The following is a 25,909-nucleotide window of genomic DNA, read 5'->3' as shown; positions in this document are numbered from 1 at the left end:
TTAGGAAATTATATTATTGAAAAATTTGTAGATAACTTAAATTATAATTTTATTTTAAGGATAAGGATTAAAACCTAAATAATATTATTTCTTTATTTAATAGGATATAATTAATGTATATGATGCACAAAAAAGGAGCGGTATAGATTGAATATATTGATTGCAGATGATGAAAAGCAGATGCTTAAAATACTAGAAGCTTATTTTAAAAGAGAAGGATTTAATACTTTTGTGGCAGAAGATGGTGAAATGGCATTAGAAATATTTCATTCAAATAAGATAGATATAGCAGTGTTAGATTGGATGATGCCTAAAATTAGTGGAATAGAAGCTTGCAGATATATAAAGGAAAACAGTACTGCAAAGGTACTAATATTAACTGCAAAATCTCAAAATGATGATGAAATAGAAGCATTAAATTGTGGGGCAGATGAATATGTAAAAAAACCATTTGATCCAAGAATACTTTTATTAAGAGCTAAAAAACTTGTGAATTTTAATGAAAAAATGATAGTTAATGGTATTAAATTAAATATTAATGAACAAAAAGTATATAAAAATGATGAAATTTTAAAACTAACTAAAATAGAATATGATCTTCTTTTAGTTTTTATGAAAAATAAAGGTATTATCTTATCGAGAGATAAACTTATAGATTTAGTGTGGGGAATTGATTATATTGGAGATTATAGAACAGTGGATACTCATATAAGGCGATTAAGGGCAAAAATAGGAGAAGATAATATAAAAACATATAGAGGAATAGGTTATAGTTTGGAGGTTGATGAAAATTAAGATAAGCAGAAAGCTTACTGTTAGCATAGCTTCAGTTGTGATTATAGTTTTAATAATTTCTATATTAATAAACTTATTCTTTGTGGGAAAATATTATATATTTGAAAAACGTAAAATTTTAAATAGTGTAGAAAATCAAATATTAACAGAAGACATAGATGTACTAATTGATGATATACCTAAAATAGAACAAGAAAACAGTGTTGTCATCGTATATGGAGACTTAAATGATAATTTGAATAATATAAATGAAAATTTAATTTCAAATTTTAATTTAAAGAAGGTTAAATTAAATAAATTTTGGGTTACTGAAGAAACACTAAATAATATAAATAATAGAAGCATTAATAAGATATATGATCAAGGCGTACCTAAATATAGGATGTTAACAAAATTTGTAAAGAAAGATTCATATATATTTGCAATAGGATTATCCATCCCTTATATTGATGAGACTATAAGCAGTGTAAATAAATTCAACATATACTTAAATATGTTATCTATAATTATAATTATTATATTATGCGCCATAATATCAAAAAAAATAATAAATCCATTAGAGCATCTTAAAAAATTATCTAGGGATATTTCTGAGTTGAATTTTAGAAAAGAAGAAATACATACTAATGATGAAATAGAAGAACTTGCAATAAGTATAAATAGCATGAGTGAAAGTCTAGAGAAAGCTCATAGTGAAATTAATATAAAAAATAAAAGATTGAAGGAATTAATTTCAGATATATCTCATGAATTAAAAACACCTTTAGCTTTGATTAAAGTATACAGTCAGGGATTAGAAGATGGATTAGATGACGGTACATATATAAATACAATACAAGAGCAAATTGATGAAATGGATTATTTAATAGAAAAATTATTATTTTGGGCAAAATTAGAAAATAAACTAAGGAATAATTCAACTTTTGACATAGGAAAAAATATTAAAGATATAATAAAAAAATATCAGCTTATTCTTAAAGAAAGTGATATAAAACTATATTTAAATTTTGATGAAAAGAAAGAATATATCATATATGCTGATGAAGAAGATATTGAGGTAGTATTAAATAATTTTATTACTAATGCTATAAAATATACTAGCAATAATAGTATTGAAATAAAATTATTAGAAACTTTAGGGAAAGTAGAATTTTTCATATCAAATGGTATAGAAGACAGAGAAAAATATAATTTAAATGAAATATGGCAACCTTTCTGTGTATTAGAAAAATCAAGGAATAAAAACATATCGGGAACAGGGTTAGGTTTATCAATAATAAAAAGTATATTAGAAAAATATAACTTTGATTTTGGATTTAATTTAAAAGGTGATAGTATTGAGTTTTATGTAACATTCATGTAACATTCTTAAGCTATTTTGTTTAAGAGGTGATAATAATGAAAAGAGTAATATCTTTAATACTAGCGGTATCATGCGCTACAACAGTTTTAATGGGATGCATAAACAAAGATAAAATTAATAATAAGCTTTATTCAAAGGTAGAAGATTTAGATTTTACTTTTAAAGTAGATCCAGAAACATTTAAGGTTGAAGTTGAATCAAATGGAGTGAATGAAATAGTTTCAGAACCATTAGAAAATATGAAGGTATCTGATCTGAAAAATAATGGTGATGAAGTGTCATGGAAATACGATGAGAAAAATTTAAATGTTGATGTTAAAAAACAAAATAATTACTTAGATATTTCTATAAAATCTACTAAAGATGAGGAGAATAAATTTTCTTGGCCTAATGTAAGCGGAGAAAGCTATATGCTTCCACTAAATCAGGGTAAGTATATTCCAAGCAATGATTTAGTTTGGAAAGAGTATTTAAATGAATCTGAAATGAAAGTTATAGAATCTTTTTCAATGCAGTTTTTTGCAGCAAGTAAGAAAGATTATTCGTTATTATATATAATTAAAAATCCATATAACAACAATATTACTTTTGATACTAAAGAAAATATAAAGTTTACATTTAATCATGAATACCCATCTATAAATAAAAATAAAGAATATGGTTTTAGAGTCTACTTAACTAAAAATAGTCCTGTAGATATCGCTAAAACATATAAAAATTATTTAATTGAAAATGATAACTTTAAAACATTAGAAGAGAAAGCTAAAGAAAATAAAAATATTGAAAAACTATATGGAGCACCACATGCGTATTTTTGGGACAGAAATGTTATATCAGAAGAAAATATTAAGTGGAATAGATTAAGAGAAAATATGCCTCAAAATATAAAACTTTGGATACAAAATTTATTGAATACAAAAGTTTTAGATGGGGGTGAGCTTGCAACAGCTTTTGATGAATTTCAAAAGTTAGATTATACAGATAAGTATACTAAAAATAGAATGCTTAAAGGTTTTAATGAAATATTGCAATTAAAAGAGTTCTATAATTCTGAAATTTTCACTAATTTAGATAATGAAAGCAAAGTTTTAGTAGACAAAGGTATTGATAACTTAAATTCAGTAGAACTTATAAATTTAAATAAAAGATTGTTAAAAAGTGTACTATCAGATGATTTAGTACCTATTGAAAAATGGTCTGATGCTAACACTGTTGATGTAATAGAAGATATGAAAAATTCAGGGTTAGATAATATGTGGCTTGGACTAGATGATTGGCAAGAAGGTTTTATAAAGCCTGAACTTGTGGAAAGTGCAAATAAAGCAGGATATTTAATAGGAACTTATGACTCATATCATTCAATTCACAAACCAGGGGAAGAACAATGGATAACAGCTAAATTTAATGATAAATCTCTTTTTGAGGAAGCTACTGTAGCCAAAAAGGATGGAAAGAAAATTGAAGGATTCCAAGGTGTAGGAAGAAAGTTAAATCCAACTTTAGCAATGCCTAGTGTAAAGGAAAGAGTAACATCAATTTTAAATACAGGATTACAATTTAATTCATGGTTCCTAGATACAGATGGAACTGGAGAAATTTTTGATGATTATTCATCAAATCATATTACAACTGAAGAAGAAGATATAAAAGCAAGACTTGAAAGAATGGATTATCTTCAAAAAGAGTACAACATGGTAGTTGGTACTGAAGGTGGAAATGATTTTGCAAGCAAAAATATAGCTTTTGCACAGGGAATAGAAACACCATCATTTTCTTGGATGGATAAGGATATGAATAAAAATAAAGATAGTGAATATTATGTTGGCAGATATTATTCCAATACTAATGGCGTACCAGAAATGTTCTCAAAACAAATTCCATTAAAGGACAAATATAAAAAAATATTTTTAGATACAACTTATACTATTCCATTATATAAATTAGTTTATAATGATTCAGTTATAACAACACATTGGTGGGGATGGGGAACACTAAAAATAAAAGATGAGATAGAAAATAGAATGTTATATGAAGTCCTTTATAATGTACCACCATTATATCATTTAGATAAAAATGAATGGGTAGAGCACAAAGAAATAATAATTAAACATAGCAAAGTTTGGTCAGATTTTAGTAAAAAAGTAATAAATAAAGAAATGACTGATTACAAAATATTATCAGATGATAAATTGGTTCAAATGACTCAATATGAAGATGGTATAAAAGTAGTGTGTAATTTCTCAAATAATGAAGTAAATGCTGAAGGAGAAAAAATACCAGCAAAATCTCTTATAATAATAGATGGTAATGATAAAGTTATATATACACCGCAAGGTGAATAATATAAAGCTCAAATATTTAATTAAGTAATATTATTATTTTAGAGGGGTTATTTATGTTTAATTTTATTAAGCATAAGTAGCTCCTTTTTACTCTATTGTTCTACAGGTATTTTTCTATTTACCTAAGAACTATAACTGCTAATAAGATCTTAAATGTATTTACATATATTATAGAGTAAAGTATTGTAGCTTAATATAGGAAAATCGTTAAAGAGGTGAATGTATTTGATACTCAAACAATTGAGTTATTCATTGGCAAAGGAATTTATATGTAATATATATCATTTACATATAAAATTTATAAGTTTATGATAATGTAATATTAATAAAAACTTTATGGAGTGATAGTAATGAATAACATTTTAATAATTGAAGATGAAAAAAGTGTATCAGAAGTTTTAAAGGCATACCTAGAAAAAGAAGGATATGGAGTGTATTCTACAGAAAATGGACTAGATGGAATTGAAATTTTTAGAAAAGAAAAAATTGATCTTGTTATTTTAGATTTAATGCTACCAGATATAGATGGAGAGGAAGTTTGTAAAATACTTAGAAGAATATCAGATGTATATATTTTTATGTTAACTGCTAAGAGTACATTAAGTGATAAAATTGAGGGGTTAAATATTGGTGCAGATGAGTATTTAACAAAACCATTGAGTCCAAGAGAACTTACTGCACGTGTAAATGCTTTGTTTAGAAGAATTGGTGAAAGTAATGATAATATTCTTTTTCTTGATGATGGTAAATTAACAATAGATAATGAAAAAAGAGTAGTTAAATTAAATATGCAAGAAGTAAGTTTAACTCCAAATGAGTTTGATATATTATATGTTTTAGCTTCAAACAAAGGAAAAGTATTTTCAAGAGAAGCTATAATAGAAAGAGTATTCGGTATTGATTTTGATGGCTCAGATAGAATTATTGATGTACACATTAAGAATCTACGTAAAAAGATTGAAGAAGACAGTAAATCTCCAAGATACATAATTACTGTTACCAAAATTGGTTATAAGTTTGGTGATGAAATATGAAACAAAATGTTAGAGAACGCTTAAGTTTTATTTTAATTTTTTGTTCCATAGTTTCAGTACTTTTATCAGCTTTAATTATAAATATGACAATAACAAACACTTTTAATAAATACATGAAGGATATACAAACTAAAAGAAACACAAGATTGGTAGAATATTTTCAACAAGTTTATAGAAGTGATGGTAATTGGAATAAAACTTCAGGGGAAGAAATGATGCACGAAGCATATATGAGTAATTATTGTTTAACTCTTTTAGATGAAAATAAAAAAGTTGTTTGGCAGATGAATCATGAGGATATACAATATAAAAATCATATGACAATAAACGGTAAAGAAGAAACAGGAATTTATACTTCTAACACTTTTGATATAAATGTTAATGAAAAAACAGTGGGATATATTATAGTTGGTCAATACTCACCTGTTTTACTTTCTCAAGAAGATCTAAGTTTTAAGGGACAGATTAATAAGGGGATTGTATTTAGTGGTATATTAACTTTAGTAATAGTAGCAGTTATAAGTTTAATTTTATCAAAGCAATTTTCTGAACCTATAAAATCAGTTGCAAAAACTTCTGTAAGTTTATCAAAAGGAAATTATAACTCAAAATCAAATATAAAAAGTAGCATTGAAGAAATTAGAAACTTAACTGAGAGCATAAATTCTTTAGGTGATAAGTTAAATAGTCAAGATTTACTAAGAAAGAGGCTTATTGCAGATATATCTCATGAAATAAGAACTCCTTTAAATGTACTTCAGAATAATTTAGAAGCAATGATAGATGGCATTATACCTATAACTATTGATAAGCTCATTAACTTAAATGATGAAGTAGTGAGATTTGGTAAGCTTTTAAATAACTTAAATGAACTAAAACAAATTGAATCTGATGAAATAGCACTCAATTTAGGTTTAGTTAATATAGAGCAACTACTTTTAACAGTAATAGACGACTTTTCAATTGCAGCAACAAAAAAAAATATAGAATTACTTATAAATGAAGATGAAAGCAAAAATCTTATAGTATTAGGTGATTATGATAAATTAAAACAAGTATTTATAAATCTTATTTCTAATGCAATTAAATTTAATTATGTAAATGGAACTGTATGGGTTAATGTTAATAGTGATATAAATTTTGTTAGAATTGAAATTAAGGACAATGGTATTGGTATTAAAAAAGAAGACTTGCCATATGTTTTTGAAAGGATGTATCGTGGAGATAAGAGTAGACACAAAATTGAAGGTAACGGAGTTGGTCTTACGATTGTAAAGAAAATACTAACATTGCATGCTGCAACTATTGATGTAGAAAGTAAAGAAAATATAGGAACTAAATTTATAGTATGTATAAAGAAAAATAATGAAATCACATAGTAAATTATAAAATAGTATAATATCAGTAGAAAAATATAAATTTTATTTTAGTAGTTATCAAAAATAGCACAGAAAAAATCTGTGCTATTTTTAATATAAACATAAAATCTTCATAACTTTTTATTATAATTCATTTCATAAGATGGAATTTTAATTAAAACATATTGGTGAAATAAAAATTATATAAGAGGTGAGATAGTATGACTATTAAAAGAGAAATAATTAAAGTTTATAATATGACATGTACTTCATGTGAAAGTAGAATAGAAAAAGCATTAAAGAAGGTTGATGGCGTTGTAAATGTAATGGCTAGTTATAGTTCTCAGCAAGTAATTGTTGAATATGATAACGTACTTTGTACTAAAGAACAATTAAATGAAGCTATTAATAAAGCAGGGTATAGTACTAAAAATTCAAGCACTATTAAAATTACAGGTTTTTTAGTTGTAGCTGCAGCTGTTTTACTCCTTGGTAATTCAACAACCGGCTTTGATATGAGTGCTAAGCTAAACAATGCATCTTATGTAGTATTATTTATTGTCGGCATGCTTACTTCTATCCATTGTGTTGGTATGTGCGGGGGTATAATGCTTACACAAAGCTTATCTAAAAATAGTATTGTAAATGAAAAGCAGAATAAATTTAAAATTTTAATGCCTTCAATTCTATATAATGCGGGAAGAGTAACATCATATACCATCATAGGTGGTATTGTAGGGGCTTTAGGTTCTGTATTATCCTTATCACTTAATGTAAAAGCTGGACTTCAAATATTTGCAGGATTATTTATGGTAATAATGGGATTAAATATGACTGGTTTCTCTTTATTTAGAAAATTTAATATTAAATTGCCATGGTCTTCATGCAATATAAAAAATAAATCTAAATCATCATTTTTAGTTGGTATGTTAAATGGATTAATGCCTTGTGGACCACTTCAAACAATGCAGCTTTATGCATTAGGTACTGGCAGTGCTATAACTGGAGCTATATCAATGTTTTTGTTTTCTTTAGGAACAGTTCCTTTGATGCTAGCATTTGGAGCTATATCAGGTTTCTTAAGTAAGGGTTATACAAAACAACTTTTAAAGTTTAGTGGAATTTTAGTGGTAATACTTGGATTAATAATGGGGAACAGAGGGTTAGCACTTGCAGGTGTTGGAATGCCTAATGTTAACACATTAGCACAAAATTTTTCAGGAACTGAAGTTAGAGCATCACAATCTAATATAGGCAAAGCAACCATTGAAAATGGAGTTCAAGTAATTAGGATGACAGCTGATAATAGTGGTTATACTCCTAATGCCTTTTATGTTCAAAGAGGTATACCTGTTAAATGGATTATTACAGGAAGTCAAATAAATTCTTGTAATAATGCAATAGTAGTTCCATCTTTAAATATACAAAAAACTTTAAAGTCTGGTGAAAATATAATAGAATTTACTCCAAATGATGGTGACATAAACTTTAGCTGCTGGATGGGAATGATTAGAGGGGTAATAAAAGTAACAGATAATCTTGATTCTGTAGACACTTCTAAGAAAGATTCATCAGTTCCAGCTCCAAGTAGTGGAATGAGTTGCTGTACTGGTGGAACAACAGAGTCTACAGCTCAACAAAAAACAAGTATATATGGTGATGATTTAAGCAAAGTTTCTACTGATAGATTAATTAAAAAAGCTAATATTTCAGGAGATATACAAAGTCTAAATATTAAGGGAACAGGTTATGACTTTGAACCACTTGCAATAGTATTACAAAATGGAATAAAAACAAAACTATCTATAGATCTTAACTCATTTGATAATCCCAATGGTAATTTTATAATATTAAATGTAGATAGTGGTGAGCAGGTAACTTCATTTATAGGCAAAAAAGATATTGTAAATGTTGAATTTAAGATAGACAAAATAGGAACTTATGTTATTTTCAAAGATAATATAGCAGAAGTTGCAATTGAAGTAACTGATTCATTAGAAAATGTTAATTTAAAAGAAGTTCGTGGTAAATATATAAACGAATAAGTTAATTGGTGATAATAATAATCCTACTCATATATAAGTGTTGAGTGTACTGTAAAAAGATATATAAAGAAATCTATACATTAAAACGTAATTACTATTTAAATGAATTTTTAATATAAATTAAATAAATTGATTAAATAAATAATATTATCAAAGAATTACAATTAAGCTAATGATATTAAAGTGTCATTGGCTTTGAGCTACTATTTTTTTTCATATGTCTTATGTTATAATTTTTAGTGGAAATAATATCTTTATGGTATGTATTAAATAAACTAAAGAATAAAATGAGGAAGGGGATACAAATTAAGTATGACTAAAACTGAAAAAAGTAATATAAGCAAAAATAATTGGATAATCCTTGCCATAGTAGTTATGTCACCATTTATGGCATGTCTTGATAGTAGCATAATAAATGTAGCACTACCTGTTATGGCAAAGGATCTTTCAACATCTATGGCTGGTATACAGCAAGTGGTTACAACATATCTTATAGTGATTTCTGCAACTATACTTATATTTGGAAGATTAGGGGATATAAAAGGAAAAACAAGTGTATTTAAATATGGATTTATAATATTTGTTTTAGGTTCTTTATTATGCGGAATATCAACTACGCTTAATTTTTTAACATTTTCAAGAATTGTTCAAGGAATAGGTGCAGCTATGACTATGTCCACAAGTCAAGGAATTATAACACATACGTTTCCAAAGAATGAAAGAGGAAGAGCACTTGGAATCTCTGGAACCTTTGTAGCACTTGGAACTTTACTTGGACCACCTTTAGGAGGATTAATAATATCGATAGTAAGCTGGGAGTACATATTTTTAATAAATGTTCCAATAGGAACATTAGCTTTTATAGCAGCAATGAAATATTTACCTAAGGATAAAATAAACATAAATACAAAGCAAACTTTAGATTATAAGGGAGCCTTACTTTTTCTTATATGCATAGTTTCATTATTTGAGGGACTACTTACAGGACAAAAGATTGGCTATAATCATATAACAGTAATTCTATCATTTATAATAGCTTTAGTTAGTTTTATTATATTTATTATATTAGAATTAAGAATAGAAGATCCACTTGTAGATTTATCAATATTTAAAAATAGAGTTTTTTCTATCAATGTATTTTGTGCTTTTTTATCATTTGTAGGAATTAGTTGTATAAATATAATACAACCTTTTTACCTTCAAGATGTATTGGAATTATCGCCAGGCACAACAGGGTTTATTATGATGGGTTATCCTATTGTTTTAACTGTTATAGCTCCATTAAGTGGATATTTAGCAGATAAAATAGGAAGTAAGATACTTACTTTAAGTGGTCTTATTATAAGTTCTATAGGTTTATTTGCTATGACAACTTTAAACGAGCAATCATCATTTCTAATAATTATTAGTGTTATATCTATAGTAGCTTTAGGTAATGGAATTTTCCAATCTCCTAATAATACTTTAGTAATGTCTTCAGTTGAAAAAAGTAAACTGGGAATAGCTGGTGGAATAAATGCTCTTATTAGAAATTTAGGATTTGTTTTCGGAGTTTCATTTTCAACTACTGTATTGTATAACAGAATGAGTTATAAAATAGGATATAGAGTATTGGGTTATGTTGAAGGCAGAGGAGATGTATTTATATATGGCATGAGGTGGGTATATTTTCTTGCAGCAATAGGATGCATTATTGGATTTATAATATCTTTAATTGATAAATTGCAGATAAGGAATATTCAAAAAAGTAATGAATCTAAAATTACTGAACAGTCTATATAGGTATCATCAAATGATTATGTAATTGGTTGACGAAGATTATATCTCATAAAAACTCCTTCTTGTAATGATTTGTTATCATAATTATTACCAAGAAGGAGTTCATTTTTTGAGTTTACACAAAATTATTTACAGAGCTATCTACCCTTATAGATATATCAACATTCTACAAAAACAGAGCCAAGTCTTAAAGTAATTTATAATTTTTGTATATTTGTTGCCATGGGACCTTTTTCACCATCTTGTATATCAAAAGTTACACTTTCACCCTCATGTAGGTCTTTTTCAGGACCATTTTCTTTAATTTGTGAGTGATGTGCAAAAACGTCATCTCCCTCATCACATGAAATAAAACCATATCCTTTTTCAGCATTGAACCATTTAACTGTGCCTGTTCTACTAGCCATAAACTATCTCTCCTTCTTAAATAAAGTTTTCAATATTAGTATTTGCTTAAAATTTATTTTTATTATTTTATATATAGAAATAGTTTGTCCATTTGGAAAGTATCAAGAATTTGCTAAATATCAGTTACTTCGTTATTTTGAGCAATTGTTATGCCTGAATGTCTTAATAAAATTATAGCTATTAAAGTAGTTACAGCTTCAACACTTGGAAATACAAGCCATACACCAGTTAAGCCCAAAAATGATGATAGTATAAGCACTAGTGGAATAATAGCAATAAAGCCTCTTATTAAGGAGATAATAAATGCTACTTTAGAACTTTCAATAGAATTTAAAAATGAAATTATAACAATATTAATTCCAACAAAGATAAATCCAATAAAATATAGTGAAAGTCCTGTTGTTGCATAAGTCTTTAATAGAGAGTTATTTTCACTATTAAAAAGTGAAATTAATTCATTTGAAAATAGATTGATTGTAAAATAAATTATCACTGAAATTATAAGTGATAAAGTAATTGAATATTTTAATAGTTGTTTTAGCTGTAGAAAATTTTTGTTACCATAGCTATTACTAATAAGAGGTTGCACTCCTTGAGCTATTCCAGTAAATATACCTATTGCTACAAGAGCTAAATTGGCTATAATTCCATAAGCTGCAACACCTATATTACCTGCAATATTTAAAATGACAATATTAAATGTTATAAGCACAATTCCAGAGGATATCTCTGTTACAAATGAAGAAAGTCCAAGATTAATGATATTTTTAAATATTGTTAAATCAAATTTACATTTTTTAATGGAAAAATTATTTTTATTTTTAACAAAATGTAATGATAATAATACTATACTAATTATTGGAGCAAGTCCTGTTGCAAAGGCTGCTCCGAACATTCCTAAGTTTAGTGGGAATATAAAAATATAATCAAGAATAATATTAGAAAGGCTTCCAAGGATCATTCCTCCCATTGCAAGTTTTGGGGAATTATCATTACGTATAAAAGCAATTAAAACATTATTCAAAATAAAACATGGTGAAAACAAAAATATAGTTTTCAGGTAAGTGTTTGTCATAGCAAATGTTTCTTTATTTGCACCTAGAAATTTACTTAAGGATTCAGAACCTAAGATCCCAGTAAGGGCAAAAATAATTCCAATAACAATACCTAAGATTATACAATGAGTAAAAACTTCATTTGCTTTGCTATGTTCACTTTGAGTCTTTAGTATTGTAAATTTTGTAGCACCACCAATACCTATCATTAGTCCAGTAGCGTGAATAAAGCTGTATACAGAAATAGCAAGATTAAGGGCTGCTAGTCCATTTGTACCAAGTCCATTTGAAATAAAATAGGTATCAGCAAGTATATAGCAAGAAAGACCGATCATTCCAATAACATTTAAAGTTATAAATTTCATAAATTTTAAATATAAAAAATTTTTTTTCATAAATTAACCCCTCCAAATAAAAAAACATTCGAATTTTCATACCTTCAATGGCCTAATGGTATGAAATACGAATGTTTGTAAAAGCATTTTTACCCGGCGGCAAAAATCAAACAATATAATTAATTGTTTTTAGTATAGTACAGGTTGGGATATTTTTCAATAGATCAGGATTAATTTTATTTTTATATCTTTATAAATAGAAAAGATATATATTAGATGGATTTAGGAGGATTTTAAGTTTATCATGCAAATTTAGAAAAGAGATTTTTCACAGGATATTAAATTATCCTATGAAAAATCTTAAACTTATAAATATATCTCTAGATATCAAACGAAAAGCCAGTAAAATTAGTGATTAAAAATTTGTATAAAATTTATTTGTAAGTTGTACGAGGGGAGGGTTCATTATCACCATAAGGACTTTCTTCATGACTTTTATTATCTACATTTTTAGCATATTTAGATGATGCAGGATCAGAATTAGCAATGTTGTTGTTTGAGTAAAGAGTTTTCTTTTTCATATAAATCCTCCTTCTATAATTTGCTCATAATATTTTATAGAAAAATGTTACGATATTAGCTTATCCATAATTATTAAAATTATATATTAAAAAAACTTAATTTATATTAAAAAACATGTTGAATATATAAAAAATATATGATATTATTTACTCAAGTAAAAGATTACATGGGTTTTAACACATTTTTGTTAAGGCATGTTACTGGTAAAGCAGGCAAGACCGAAATAAAAATGCATTTCTTTTAATTAAGAAATACATTTTATTTTGGTCTTTTTTATTCTAAAAAACGGAGGAGAAGAGTTATGGATTATAAAAAAGTAGGACTTCAAGTATTAGAACTTGTAGGTGGATCAAAAAATGTAAATAAGCTTACACATTGTGCAACTAGACTTAGATTTGAATTTAATGATATGTCAAAAGTTGAAGCTGAAAAGATTGAAAAACTACCAGGAGTTATAAGTGTAGTTAATAAGGGTGGACAATTTCAAGTTGTTATTGGAAATGATGTACAAACCGCCTATAGAGCTATACTTAATGAAACAGGAACTCTTGAAAGTTCAAAAAATAAATCAAATAAAGAAAATGTAGAAAAAGAAAGTATAGTTTCTCGTTTTATAAGTGTTATATCAACAACATTTACTCCTATGATTCCAGCAATTACTGGAGCTGGTATGATAAAAGCAGTATTAGCTATCTTAACATTAACAGGTATATTAACAGATGATAGTCAAACATATTATATTTTAAATACCATTGCAGATGCAGCATTCTTCTTTATGCCAGTATTACTTGCATATGGTGCAGCTATAAAGTTTGAATGTAGTCCAATATTAGCTATGACACTTGCAGGAGTATTATTACATCCTAACTTAGGCATACTTATGGCATCTGGAGAAGCAGTACATTTTATGGGGATTCCTGTAAAATTAACTGATTATGCAGGTTCAGTATTACCAATTATTATTACTGTATGGGCAATGTCTTACATAGAAAGATTTGCAGAAAAAGTATCACCATCAATTATAAAATTCTTTACTAAACCTTTAATAATTCTATTGCTTACAGCACCACTTGCTTTAATCGCAATAGGACCTTTTGGTACATATTTAAACGATTTAGTAGCAGCAGGAGCAGAATTTATTAATGGAAAAGCTAGCTGGTTAATACCATTACTTATGGGAGCATTACAACCTTTCCTTGTTGTAACTGGAACAGCATGGGCAATGACACCAATTGCAACAATGCAATTGACTAACAATGGAGCAGAAATGATTAATGGACCTGGTATGTTAGCATCAAATATAGCACAAGGTGCAGCTACTCTATGTGTTGCTGTTAAAAGTAAAAATAAAAATTTAAAACAACTTGCAGCTTCATCAGGTATAACAGCATTACTAGGTATAACAGAACCATCACTTTATGGAGTTACTTTAAAACTTAAAAAGCCACTAATAGCAGCTATGATAGGTGGAGGTTGTGCTGGTATATATGCAGGGCTTTCAGGACTTGTACGTTATGCATTTGTTTCACCAGGACTTGCAGCACTTCCAGCATTTATAGGGGAAAATCCAATGAATATAGTTCATGCTTTAATTACTTGTGCAATTGCCTTTGTTGTTACTTTTGTATTAACTTGGATTATAGGTTTTGAAGATCCAATTGATGAAGAAGAAGTAGAAGAAAATAATTCTACTGAAATAAAGAGTGAAGAAAAAGTAGAAATGAATTGTTCAATGGAAATAGCAAGTCCTCTTTCAGGAAAATTAATTCCTTTAAGCAAAGTTAATGATGATGTATTTTCAGGAGAACTTTTAGGTAAGGGGATGGCAATAGTACCTGATAAAGGGAATGTAGTTTCACCAGTTTCAGGAGTAGTTCAAACTGTACTTGCATCAAAACATGCAGTTGCAATAGAAAGTGACAATGGAACTGAAATTTTAATTCACATAGGCCTTGATACTGTAAATCTTGAAGGAAAACATTATGAATCATTTGTTAAGAGCGGAGATAGAGTTAAGGTTGGAGATAAATTAATCAATTTTGACATAGAAGAAATTAAAAAATTAGGTTATGATATGGTGACTCCAATAGTCATTTGTAATTCAGATAAATACTTAGATATATTAGGAGAAGAAGAAAAGAAAGTAACTTTTGGAGAAAAAATCATAAAAATTACAGAGTAGATAATATTAATATAAAAAATCAGACTTTGAAAAAATATCAAAGTCTGATTTCACACTTAAAATATTATGATGAAAGGTTGAGCTAATATGATATATAATAATATAAAAGGATTTCCTGAAAACTTTTTATGGGGTGGATCTACATCAGCTTATCAAGTAGAGGGAGCTTGGAATGAAGATGGAAAAGGATTATCTGTTATAGATATGTGTGATCATCCAGAAGGAGCAGCAGACTTTAAAATTGCTAGTGATCATTATCATAGATTTAAAGAGGATGTGAAGTTATTTTCAGAAATGGGGTTAAAGGCTTATCGTTTTTCTATAGCATGGACTAGAATTATTCCACAAGGAACTGGTGAAGTTAATGAAAAAGGAATTAAGTTCTATAATGATCTTATAGATGAGTTAAATAAATATAATATAGAGCCAGTAGTTACAATGTTTCATTTTGATTTACCATATGCATTAGAGGGAAAAGGTGGTTGGAGTAACAGAGATACTATAGATGCTTTTTCTAAATATGCTAAAGTGCTATTTGAGAGGTTTGGATCAAAGGTAAAGTATTGGTTAACAATAAATGAACAAAATACAATGATACTTCATCCAGGTGCAATAGGTATTCCAAAGGGAGGAACGTTACCTAGTAAAAAAGAATTATATCAGCAAAATCATCATATGCTTTTAGCTCAAGCAAAGGTAATGCAGTTATGTCATAAAATGTGCCAAAATGGCAAAATAGGTCCAGCACTTAATACAACAGCAATGTATGGGGAAACATGTAATCCACTAGATGCTATTGCAGCTCATAATTGGGAAACTATTCGTTGTTGGAGTTTTTTAGACATGGCAGTTAGAGGTAAATATAATAAACTAGCTTGGAGTTATTTAGTAGATAGAGGGTTAGAACCTATTATAAAAGAGGGTGATATGGATATAATGAAAGATGCTAAACCAGATTTTATAGCAATAAATTATTATTCAACAGCAACAATAGCTGCAAGTAAAGGCGATTCATCTGATATATCAGCAAGAGCAGGGGATCAACAAATAATGTTAGGAGAACAAGGTGTATATCGTGCAGCTGAAAATCCTTATGTAGATAAAACAAAGTATGGATGGGTTGTTGATCCAATAGGTCTTAGAATGACTTTAAGAAAAGTAAGCGAAAGATATGACTTACCTATTTTAATTACTGAAAATGGAATTGGTGCACCAGATAAATTAGAAGAAAATGAAATTATAAATGATGAGTATAGAATTGATTATATTAGAAAACATTTAGAACAATTAAAGTTAGCTATTAATGATGGAGTAGAAGTTATGGGATACTGCCCATGGTCTGCAATTGATGTTGTAAGCACTCATCAAGGATATGGCAAGCGTTATGGTTTTATATATGTTAATAGGGATGAATTTGATTTAAAAGACTTAAGAAGAATAAAGAAAAAAAGCTTTAATTGGTATAAGAATGTTATAAACACCAATGGAGAAAAGTTATAAACCTTTATAAATAAATAATTGATAATGAGGGTGAATAAGATGCAAATAGTTAAAGTGATGAACAATAGTCTTATTTTAGCAAGAGACGAAAATGATAAAGAAATTGTTGTTATGGGAAAAGGGCTTGGATTTAAGCGTAAGGCAGGCGAAGAATTAGATACAGAAAAAATAGAAAAGATATTTGTGTTAAAAAATGAAACTGATACAAGAGAATATGTAAAACTTATAGAAGAAACGCCTAGTGAATACATTGAAATAACTAACGATATTATTGGATATGCCAATGAAAAGTTAGGTGGAAAGTTAAACGATCAAATTTTTATTACATTAGTAGATCATATATCTTACGCTCTTACTAGATATGAAAAAAACATAACGATACAAAACCGTTTATTATGGGAATTAAAAAAGTTTTATCCAAAAGAATTTGAAATAGGAAAGTATGCAGTTAAATATATTAATGATAAACTTAATGTAAAACTTCCTGAAGAAGAAGCTGGAAATATTGCATTTCATGTTGTTAATGCACAGACCGATGAGGCAGAAATGCAAAATACGTTGTTAACAATACGTATGTTAAAGGATATTTTTAACATAATTCAATATAATTTTGGTATAACTATTGATAAAGATTCGCTTAACTATTCAAGATTTTTAACTCACCTTCAATTTTTTGTTCAGCGTTTATTAGATGATAGAATGATTGAATCTAAGGAAAACTTCATTTTTGAACAAATGATAAAAGAGTATCCTAAGGAAGTTAAGTGTGCTAGGTTAATCGGAGATTATGTTAAAAAAATATTAAACAAAGAAATTTCTAATGATGAACTATTATATTTAACTATACATATAGTAAGAATAGTACAAAAATAATTTTGAGTGTATGGATTTAAATTTATTATTAAATAGCTAATTATTTTATATAAATATACATATAAAAAATCATAAATAGAATTAGGATATTTTTCATAATTTTATAATGTTAAAAGTGAACGTATGACCACATCATTATCATACGTTCATTTTTTGATTTTTACATGTTTATTAAAGTTATTTTTCTTAAAGGGTATATTAGTCAAGTAGATTTGAAAACTATATAAGAATATAACTATATCTAATTAGTTTTGTAAATACTTATATGAGAAGGTTAAGTAAAAAAAGCTCAAATATAAAATATTGTGTAACATATGTTACTTAATTTGTATAGACTTTATTATATAATTACTTACATGGAATAAGTAATTTAAATGCTACGAATTAGAATATAACATTTAAAAATGTATTGTATTGTAAATTAAGAGAATTAGATATTAATGTATTGTAAAATATAAATAAGAATATACAAATTAGAAACAAAATAAATTTAATATGAAAAGGAGAAAATTATGATAACTAAAGATATGACAGTAGGAGAAATAATAAAAATAAAGGAAAATGCAGCAGAAATTTTAATGAGTTTTGGAATGGGATGTATTGGATGTCCATCAGCACAATCAGAAAGTCTTGAAGATGCAGCTAATGTTCATGGATTAAATCTTGAGGATTTATTAAAAGCACTTAATTAATATTAGATATGGTAAGGAGAGAGAATATATGGATTACGGTAATCTTCAAAAAATAAGAAATGGTAAAAGAACATATAGTATAATTCCACATATACCAGGTGGATTTGTAACTATAGAAACAATGCAAAAGATAATAGATATAGCTAAGAAATATAAAGGTGTATTAAAAATCACATCAGGACAAAGAATATTAATAACAAATTTAGAAAAAGAAGATTTACCTAAGATATGGGAAGAACTTGGCATGGAACCTGCTGTAAAAAGCGCTAATTCTGTTAAAAATGTTGAGATGTGTCCTGCTGGTTTTTGTAAAAGAGAAAAATATAATACTATTGGAATAGGAATGAAACTTTCTAAAAAGTATACTTGGATGGAAATGCCTTGTAGAACTAAAATTGGAGTTGCAGGATGTAGGAATGCTTGTGGAAGTGTGTATAGCAAAGATGTTGGGGTAATTGCAGACAAAACTGGATTTATAGTATGTGCAGGTGGATCAGCAGGGTATAATCCAAGAATTGCAGATGTTATTGTAAAAGATGTGAGTGAAGAAGAAGCATTAAAAATAGTAGATAACATATTTGATTATTATAAGGAAAATGCAGAAGCAGGAGAAAAGCTGGGATTCTTTATAGAAAGAATAGGACTAGAAAAGTTTAAAGAAGAAGTTAATATTTAAAATCAATTTATTATTCAAAGATATGCAATTTTTATAATTGTATATCTTTTTTTGATGCAAAAATTTTAGGCCACATAGTTCAAGGTAATAAGGAAGATTTATAGTACATTATGCAAATAATATTGAATATTTATCTTAATTGTTAATTGATGTTAAAAATTACTACAAATAAAAACTATTAAAAAGTTAATGATAATATATAGTGAATTTTATAATTAATAAAATTAATTTACAAAAAATATTATAAATAAATTGTTTTATGATTTAATTTAATACACTAAATATAACAAGGAGGAAAAGAAATTGAAAAATAAGTGGAAGTATTTTTTGCTCATTGCTATAAACATACTTCTTATCATTTCTATATTTGAACAAAATTTTAGAAGTATTTCTACAGGAGCTAACATAGATAGTACTAATGTTAATTCAAATGAAGAAACCAATAATTATAAGAAGAAAATAATATATCTTACTTTTGATGATGGGCCTAGTTATAAAGTAACAGAAAGAGTCTTAAATGTGTTAAAAGAAAAAGATGTTAAAGCAACTTTTTTTCTAATTGGTAATCAAATTGAAGGCAAAGAAGATATTGTAAAAAGGATTAATGATGAAGGTCATGGTATAGGTCTTCACACATATAGTCATAAGTATAAATGTATTTATTGCAACGAGGACAATTTTATAAAAGAAATGATTGAATGTCGTAATGAAATAAATAAAGTGGTTGGAGTTTCACCTAACATAATTAGATTTCCAGGCGGAAGTTATAAACATTTAAGCAAAAGTTATTTGAAAAAATTACATGATAATAATTTTAAAATATATGATTGGAATTTAGATACTGAAGATGGTCTAAATCCAAAACTTCCACCATGCAAATTATATAGAAAAGCTATAAACGAAAGTGAAAATTTATCAACTATAATACTGCTTATGCACTGTACAGATCTACAAAAGAATACTTGTACAGCTTTACCAGAAATAATAGATTATTATAAATCAAAAGGGTATGAATTTAGAACTATAGAAGAGGATACACCAGAAATATATTTTAAAATAAGAAAAAATAATTAATTAAAATACCGTACTATAAAATAAATAGTACGGTATTTTTTAATATAATTTTTCATTTACATAAGATTATCTAGAGTTTTTTTATTTTATATTTTAAATTTGTTTACATTTTTAATCATTTCAGTACTCATATTATTTAATAATTCAACAGAATTTGATAATTCGTCAGTAGATTTATTCATTTCTTCAGTTGATGCCGATATTTCTTCAGCTGAAGCAGAAACTTCTTCAGCAATTGAAGATGATGTTTCTATTTTAATTAAAATATTTTCTTTATTTTCATTTAAATCATTAACAGAATTATTAGCTAATTCAATTTTAGGGGTAATCTCATCAACTGCAACTGTAATTGTTTCAAAAGATTTTATTGCAGTATATATATTATTTTCTTGAATTTTAAGCTCATCTTTCATAGTATCAGTAGTATTAATCATAAGATTTGTATCTATAGAAATTTCTGATATTAAGCTAGAAATACTTAATGAAGATTCTTTACTTTGTTCAGCAAGTTTTCTTATTTCATCTGCTACAACAGAAAAACCTCTACCAGATTCACCAGCTCTTGCTGCTTCAATAGCTGCGTTTAATGCAAGAAGATTAGTCTGTTCAGATATGCTATTTATTAAATTAGTTATTTCGTTTATTTTTGTAACATTAGAACCAACACTTTGTATCTTTATAATTAAATCATTAAATGCTTTATTAACATTATTTACAGATTGAATAACAGTTTCCATATCTGTATTGCTAGAATAAGACTTAGATTTTATATTACTTGTATTTGAATCTATATCACTTATTATTTTAACCATATCATCTAATTTAGCACTGAAATTTTGTAATATAGTAGTAATATCTATTAAATCTTGAGCTTGACCTACTGTTCCTTTAGCAACATCATTAGTAGCAATTGAAATGTTTTTACTTGAGGCTGACATTTCATTTGATAACACTAATAAAGTATCACTTTGAGTGTCTATATTAGAGGAACTTAATTTTATATTATTAATCATACTAATCATAGAAACTTTCATAGTGTCTATAGATTTTGCCATTTCTCCAAGTTCATCAGTTCTATCTAAAAGTTTTTCTGAAATATTTAATGTCAAATCACCTTCAGATATAGATTTTAATTGTTGCATTGATAATTTTATAGGTTTTGTAATTGATGATGAAAGAAGTAGCACCATAAAACTACCTAATAAAACAAAGATAATTAATGTTATGCCAATAACTAGTTTTAAAGTAGTTAGTTGACTTAAAATTTCATCTTTTTCAACTACTATAGCTACAGACCAACCTGTACTTTTAATAGGAGAATAGCCAACATATTTATTTTTATCTTTATAAGAATATTCTCCAGAGCCTAGTTCACCTTCAACCATTTTTTTTTCTATTTTAACTATAGATTCTAATAAAGGGTCACTTTTTACATTTTCAAAGTCATTATCTTTATTGATTACTAGTTCTTTATTATTATGTGCAATTATAGTTCCTTCTTTATTAATCATATATGCAGTGCCTGTTTTTCCAAATTTAATATTATCAGTATAGCCGCTTAATTCATTACCATCTCTAATAGCAGTTAAAACTCCAACTATAGTATCATTATTTTTTATAGGTACACTGTATACAACAATAAGAGTATTATCAGCTTTACTTATTATTGGATCAGATACAGTGCTTATGCCTGAAAGAGATTTTTTAAAGTAGTCCCTATCAGATATATTTAATGGTTGATTATCAGTATTAAATCCATTTCCATTAATATCTACAAAAGTCATCTTTAAATAGCCATTTTGTTTTGAAATCTCTGAAAGCAGTGCTAATTTTTCCTCTATTGGTGTAGTTTCATTTTTTATCTTTTCATTAGTAGCTAAAGTTTCTAAAATTTTAGTTTGAGTATTAATTGCATTTTCTACAGAAGAACTTGCTTGTTTAGCAACTTCAGGTAAGGTGATATTAACAGTTGAAATTACAGATTTTTTTGATATGTACATAGAAATTAAGGCTATGCCTGTACACATAATTACAATTAGAGATATAAAACATAGTAATAATTGCTGTTTTATACTTTTAAACTTTAGTTTTTTCATTTTAAATTTTCCTCCTAATATAGTTATTTAATAAAATAGTACATTTATCTATCGTAACATTTAATAAAATCTTAAACCAACATTTACCTAATAAAATATTAAATTTTAAACTATAAATTAAGAAGAATTAAAGAATCTAATAAAAATATTAGAGAAATTAGAGAAAATAGAAGAATTCATCATCTACTTGAAATTAGAATTATTAAAGTTAAAGTAAGAGTATATGTTAAATTGTTTAAAGAATTGTAATACAAATAAGAAAAAGACATGCTCAAAATAAAATGAACATGCCTTTTTCAGTTAAAATCTTATTGATTTATCCATTCAACAACGCCTGGTGTTAAAGAAGCAACATTATCTTTAGTTACTTCTGTAACAAAAAGCATGTCTTTATCTTGAAGAAATTCTTTAAGCTTTGTTGAAATTTCATCTGCAGTTAATTCACATTTAACTAGAAAACTAGTAGGCATTAAATGTGCCCAAGCTCCTAAAGCTTTAATGTTTCCAGTTATTTCGTAATCATCACGATGATGATGGTGATGATGTTCTTCGTGATGATCTTCACAACCACATGAATGTGTGTCTTCTTTTAAATAATAAGTTATTGCATAAACGTTCATATATGTACCACCTTAAATTTATATTAATATGTTTTTATATATAAATTATACAACAAATGAAAAATATTTTCAAATAGAAATAAATATCAGAATAGGAAGCATAAATTTGGGTAAAATAAAAAAATAAAAAAATTTTAAAAAACTATTGATTAACGTTTACAGATGGTTTATACTATGGTTGATCGGTTCAGTGAAACGGTTAACTAATATTTAATTAGGTGATGGAGGAATTTATATGAATAAGATATGTGTACTTGGAAGTATGAATATGGACTTAGTTATGAAAATAAAAGATATGCCTAAGCCAGGAGAAACAATACTATCTAAATCATATGAGAAAATACCAGGTGGTAAAGGTGCTAATCAAGCAGTAGCAGCAAAAAGAAGTGGTGCACATGTTTCCATGATAGCTAAAATTGGAAAAGATGATTATGGTAGGACATTAAGAGAAGAGTTAAGAAATGATAACATAAATATAGATTACGTTTTTGAAGATAATTCTAATGCAACAGGAACTGCAATGATAATGGTAGCAGATACTGGCAATAATTCAATCATTGTTAATCCAGGTTCAAATATGAGTATTAGTGAAATAGAGATAAATTCTACATTGGATAGAATAAAAGAAAGTGATATTTTAATTGCACAGTTTGAAACACCAGAAGAAATATCTTTAATAGCATTTAAAAATGCAAAAGAAAATGAAAAAATAACAATATTAAATCCTGCACCAGCAAAGAAAATAAAAGATGAACTTTTAGCAGTTACAGATATTATAGTTCCAAATGAAACTGAAGCAGAAGTTCTAACTGGTGTAAAAGTTAAAAATTTAGAAGACGCAAAAAAAGCTGCAAAAGTTTTTATGGATAAAGGAGTTAAGTCTGTAATAATAACAATGGGTTCAAAAGGTGCAGCAGTAATAGGAAAAGACTTTTGTGAATTAGTACCTGCATATAAAGTAAATGCAATAGATACTACAGCAGCAGGAGATAGCTTTATAGGTGGATTAAGTACAAAATTAAATCCAAATGAAATAACTAAAGAAAACTTACTTAAGGCAGTTAAATTTGGCAATAGGGTATCTTCAATAGCAGTACAAAAAGAAGGTGCTCAACCATCAATACCACACAAAGAAGAAGTAATTAAAGTTTACGGAGAGGAATAAAACAAATGAGAAAAACAGAATTATTAAACAGTAATTTAAGTTCAGTAATTTCAAAAATGGGTCATACAGATATGATTGCAATAGGAGATTGTGGTTTACCAATACCTGATGAAAGTGAAAGAATAGACTTAGCATTAATAAAAGGTATCCCAACATTTATTCAAACTTTAAAAGCAACATTACTAGAACTACAAATAGAAGAGGTGATTTTAGCTAAAGAAACAGAGGACATTAGTCCAGAACTTTACAATGAAATAAAAGAAGTAATAGGTGATGCTAAAATAACATTTATTTCTCATGAAGAATTAAAATTTAAGTTAAAGGAATGTAAAGCAGTGGTAAGAACTGGAGAACAAACTCCTTATGCAAATATAATTTTAAAATCAGGAGTTGTTTTTTAAAGAAGGGGGAATTCTAATGGAAACAAAGAAACCTAAATTAAAGATGGAGAATATATCAAAAATGTTCCCTGGAGTAAAAGCGCTTGATAATGTTAATGTTACAGCATATGGTGGAGAAGTAACAGCTCTAATGGGAGAAAATGGAGCAGGAAAATCTACTTTGATGAAAATCTTAAGTGGAGTTTATACTAAAGATGAGGGAAAAATATTTATTGAAGGAGAAGAAGTAAATATTAAGGGAATAAGGGAAGCTGAAAAATTGGGAGTTGCTATAATACATCAAGAGTTAAGTGTTATTCCTAATTTAACAGTAGCAGAAAATATTTTTTTAGGGAATGAAAAATTTTCTCAATATACAAGAAAGATAAATAAAAAGGTTTTAATAGAAAGAAGTAAATTATTCTTAGACCAAATAGGATGTAATGTGGACCCAGAAGCGTTAGTAAGAGATATCAATGTAGGGGAAAAACAAATGATAGAAATTGCAAAAGCTTTAACTAAAAATTCAAGTATAATTATAATGGATGAACCAACAACTGCACTTACGGACGTAGAAACTAAGAAATTATTTGATGTAATTGATAATCTTAAGAAAAAAAATATAGCTATAATATATATATCTCATAGAATGGAAGAAATATTTGCAATGTGTGATAGAGTAGCAGTACTTAGAGATGGTAAGTATGCTGGTGAGGCTAAGGTTGCTGATATTGATAATAATAAATTAATAGCAATGATGGTAGGAAGAACTATAGAGGATCAATTTCCATATAAGAAAGTTGAAAAAGGTGAAACAATATTAAATGTAAAAAATTTAAATTACGAAAAAAAAGTTAAAAATGTTTCTTTTGAAGTTAATGCTGGTGAAATACTTGGAGTAGCAGGTTTAATGGGTGCAGGGAGAACAGAACTTGCAAAAACAATATTTGGAGATTTTAAAAGTCAAAGTGGAGAAATATTTATAGATGGTCAAAAGGTAAAGATAACATGTCCAAAAGATGCTATAAATAAAGGAATATGCTACTTACCAGAAGATAGAAAGAAAGAAGGATTAATTTTAGGAATGTCTGTAGCTGAAAACATGACACTAGGAAATCTACAGATGTATGAAAATAATTTAAAGCGTGTTAATAAATCTTTAGAAGAAAAAGATGTTGAAGAGTATATTACAAAACTAAGAATAAGAACTCCAAATGCGGAACAACTAATAAAAAATTTAAGTGGAGGTAATCAACAAAAGGTTATTTTAGCAAAATGGTTATTATTATCACCTAAAGTTTTAATTATTGATGAACCTACAAGAGGTATTGATGTAGGTGCTAAGAAAGAAATATATGAATTATTAAATAAGTTGAAAGCTATGGGTAAAGCTATAATAATGATTTCTTCAGATTTACCAGAAGTATTAGGTATAAGTGATAGGATTATGGTAATGAGAGAAGGTACAGTTTCAGGAGAACTTTCAAGAGATGAAGCCAATCAAGAAGCAGTAATGAAGCTTGCTGTAGGTATAAAGTAAAAAAAAGGTGGGATA

The 25,909-nt window shown here is 27.1% G+C and carries 21 protein-coding genes; 16 read left to right on the top strand and 5 right to left on the bottom strand.

The window, feature by feature from the left end; translation table 11 throughout:
• Window positions 1-147 precede the first annotated feature (147 nt).
• The 7 genes from NG901_RS10345 (at window position 148) to NG901_RS10315 (ending at window position 10,719) form a co-directional block, all read left to right on the top strand.
• Complete coding sequence (locus tag NG901_RS10345; protein ID WP_252214222.1) at window positions 148-795, top strand: response regulator transcription factor; 648 nt, start codon at window positions 148-150, stop codon at window positions 793-795.
• Window positions 785-2,158: a sensor histidine kinase gene (locus tag NG901_RS10340; RefSeq protein ID WP_252214219.1), complete on the top strand. Its 1,374-nt coding sequence runs from the start codon at window positions 785-787 to the stop codon at window positions 2,156-2,158. Before NG901_RS10345 ends, NG901_RS10340 begins: the two co-directional genes overlap by 11 nt.
• 35 nt (window positions 2,159-2,193) lie before the next feature.
• Window positions 2,194-4,500: a glycoside hydrolase gene (locus NG901_RS10335; protein ID WP_252214218.1), complete on the top strand. Its 2,307-nt coding sequence runs from the start codon at window positions 2,194-2,196 to the stop codon at window positions 4,498-4,500.
• Window positions 4,501-4,850: 350 nt separating this feature from the next.
• The gene (locus tag NG901_RS10330) at window positions 4,851-5,534 is read left to right on the top strand and encodes a response regulator transcription factor (protein WP_252214216.1); all 684 of its coding nucleotides are present in this window, start codon (window positions 4,851-4,853) and stop codon (window positions 5,532-5,534) included.
• Complete coding sequence (locus tag NG901_RS10325; RefSeq protein WP_252214214.1) at window positions 5,531-6,913, top strand: sensor histidine kinase; 1,383 nt, start codon at window positions 5,531-5,533, stop codon at window positions 6,911-6,913. Before NG901_RS10330 ends, NG901_RS10325 begins: the two co-directional genes overlap by 4 nt.
• Before the next feature lie 200 nt (window positions 6,914-7,113).
• Window positions 7,114-8,937: an urease accessory protein UreH domain-containing protein gene (locus tag NG901_RS10320; RefSeq protein WP_252214212.1), complete on the top strand. Its 1,824-nt coding sequence runs from the start codon at window positions 7,114-7,116 to the stop codon at window positions 8,935-8,937.
• Window positions 8,938-9,249: 312 nt separating this feature from the next.
• Window positions 9,250-10,719, top strand: coding sequence for an MFS transporter (locus tag NG901_RS10315; RefSeq protein ID WP_252214210.1), 1,470 nt, complete (start codon window positions 9,250-9,252; stop codon window positions 10,717-10,719).
• A 194-nt stretch (window positions 10,720-10,913) separates the two neighbouring features.
• Here NG901_RS10315 and NG901_RS10310 read toward each other — a convergent pair whose 3' ends face one another.
• The 3 genes from NG901_RS10310 to NG901_RS10300 form a co-directional block, all read right to left on the bottom strand.
• Entirely contained in the window at window positions 10,914-11,123 is a 210-nt protein-coding gene (locus tag NG901_RS10310) for a cold-shock protein (RefSeq protein ID WP_252214208.1), read from the bottom strand.
• 113 nt (window positions 11,124-11,236) lie between these two features.
• A complete protein-coding gene (locus NG901_RS10305) occupies window positions 11,237-12,574 on the bottom strand; it encodes an MATE family efflux transporter (protein ID WP_252214206.1) in 1,338 nt (445 codons plus the stop codon).
• Window positions 12,575-12,948: 374 nt separating this feature from the next.
• Window positions 12,949-13,095 (bottom strand): hypothetical protein, encoded by a 147-nt coding sequence (locus NG901_RS10300; RefSeq protein ID WP_252214204.1) that lies wholly within the window; start codon window positions 13,093-13,095, stop codon window positions 12,949-12,951.
• A gap of 302 nt (window positions 13,096-13,397) precedes the next feature.
• Here NG901_RS10300 and NG901_RS10295 point away from each other — a divergent pair, with 302 nt between their 5' ends.
• The 6 genes from NG901_RS10295 (at window position 13,398) to NG901_RS10270 (ending at window position 20,093) form a co-directional block, all read left to right on the top strand.
• The gene (locus NG901_RS10295) at window positions 13,398-15,278 is read left to right on the top strand and encodes a beta-glucoside-specific PTS transporter subunit IIABC (protein WP_252214201.1); all 1,881 of its coding nucleotides are present in this window, start codon (window positions 13,398-13,400) and stop codon (window positions 15,276-15,278) included.
• Between the two features lie 87 nt (window positions 15,279-15,365).
• On the top strand, window positions 15,366-16,778 hold the full coding sequence (locus NG901_RS10290; RefSeq protein WP_252214199.1) for a glycoside hydrolase family 1 protein: 1,413 nt from the start codon (window positions 15,366-15,368) through the stop codon (window positions 16,776-16,778).
• A gap of 39 nt (window positions 16,779-16,817) precedes the next feature.
• Entirely contained in the window at window positions 16,818-17,651 is an 834-nt protein-coding gene (gene licT / locus NG901_RS10285; RefSeq protein WP_252214197.1) for a BglG family transcription antiterminator LicT, read from the top strand.
• 512 nt (window positions 17,652-18,163) lie between these two features.
• Window positions 18,164-18,343, top strand: coding sequence for a DUF1858 domain-containing protein (locus NG901_RS10280; protein WP_252214195.1), 180 nt, complete (start codon window positions 18,164-18,166; stop codon window positions 18,341-18,343).
• 28 nt (window positions 18,344-18,371) lie between these two features.
• Window positions 18,372-19,019, top strand: a complete 648-nt coding sequence (locus tag NG901_RS10275; protein WP_252214193.1) for a ferredoxin-like domain-containing protein — start codon at window positions 18,372-18,374, stop codon at window positions 19,017-19,019.
• 303 nt (window positions 19,020-19,322) lie between these two features.
• Window positions 19,323-20,093, top strand: a complete 771-nt coding sequence (locus NG901_RS10270; RefSeq protein ID WP_252214191.1) for a polysaccharide deacetylase family protein — start codon at window positions 19,323-19,325, stop codon at window positions 20,091-20,093.
• A gap of 86 nt (window positions 20,094-20,179) precedes the next feature.
• Here the strand turns inward: NG901_RS10270 and NG901_RS10265 are convergent, their stop codons facing one another.
• Window positions 20,180-22,189, bottom strand: coding sequence for a methyl-accepting chemotaxis protein (locus tag NG901_RS10265; RefSeq protein WP_252214189.1), 2,010 nt, complete (start codon window positions 22,187-22,189; stop codon window positions 20,180-20,182).
• 308 nt (window positions 22,190-22,497) lie between these two features.
• Window positions 22,498-22,809 (bottom strand): hypothetical protein, encoded by a 312-nt coding sequence (locus NG901_RS10260; protein WP_252214187.1) that lies wholly within the window; start codon window positions 22,807-22,809, stop codon window positions 22,498-22,500.
• Window positions 22,810-23,044: 235 nt separating this feature from the next.
• Between NG901_RS10260 and rbsK the strand changes: the two genes are divergently transcribed.
• From rbsK to NG901_RS10245, 3 genes are read left to right on the top strand one after another with little or no spacing between them, the layout of a single operon-like run.
• Window positions 23,045-23,974, top strand: coding sequence for a ribokinase (gene rbsK / locus NG901_RS10255; protein WP_252214185.1), 930 nt, complete (start codon window positions 23,045-23,047; stop codon window positions 23,972-23,974).
• A 5-nt stretch (window positions 23,975-23,979) separates the two neighbouring features.
• Window positions 23,980-24,375 carry a D-ribose pyranase gene (gene rbsD / locus NG901_RS10250; RefSeq protein WP_252214183.1) on the top strand — a complete coding sequence of 132 codons (396 nt, stop codon included), beginning with the start codon at window positions 23,980-23,982 and terminating at the stop codon, window positions 24,373-24,375.
• 16 nt (window positions 24,376-24,391) lie between these two features.
• Entirely contained in the window at window positions 24,392-25,894 is a 1,503-nt protein-coding gene (locus tag NG901_RS10245) for a sugar ABC transporter ATP-binding protein (protein WP_252214181.1), read from the top strand.
• The last annotated feature ends 15 nt before the right edge of the window (window positions 25,895-25,909 follow it).

Origin of the sequence: Clostridium sp. CMCC3677, assembly GCF_023845585.1 — a bacterium.
GTDB lineage: Bacteria > Bacillota > Clostridia > Clostridiales > Clostridiaceae > Clostridium > Clostridium aquiflavi.
This window is presented reverse-complemented; position numbering and strand designations above follow the sequence as displayed.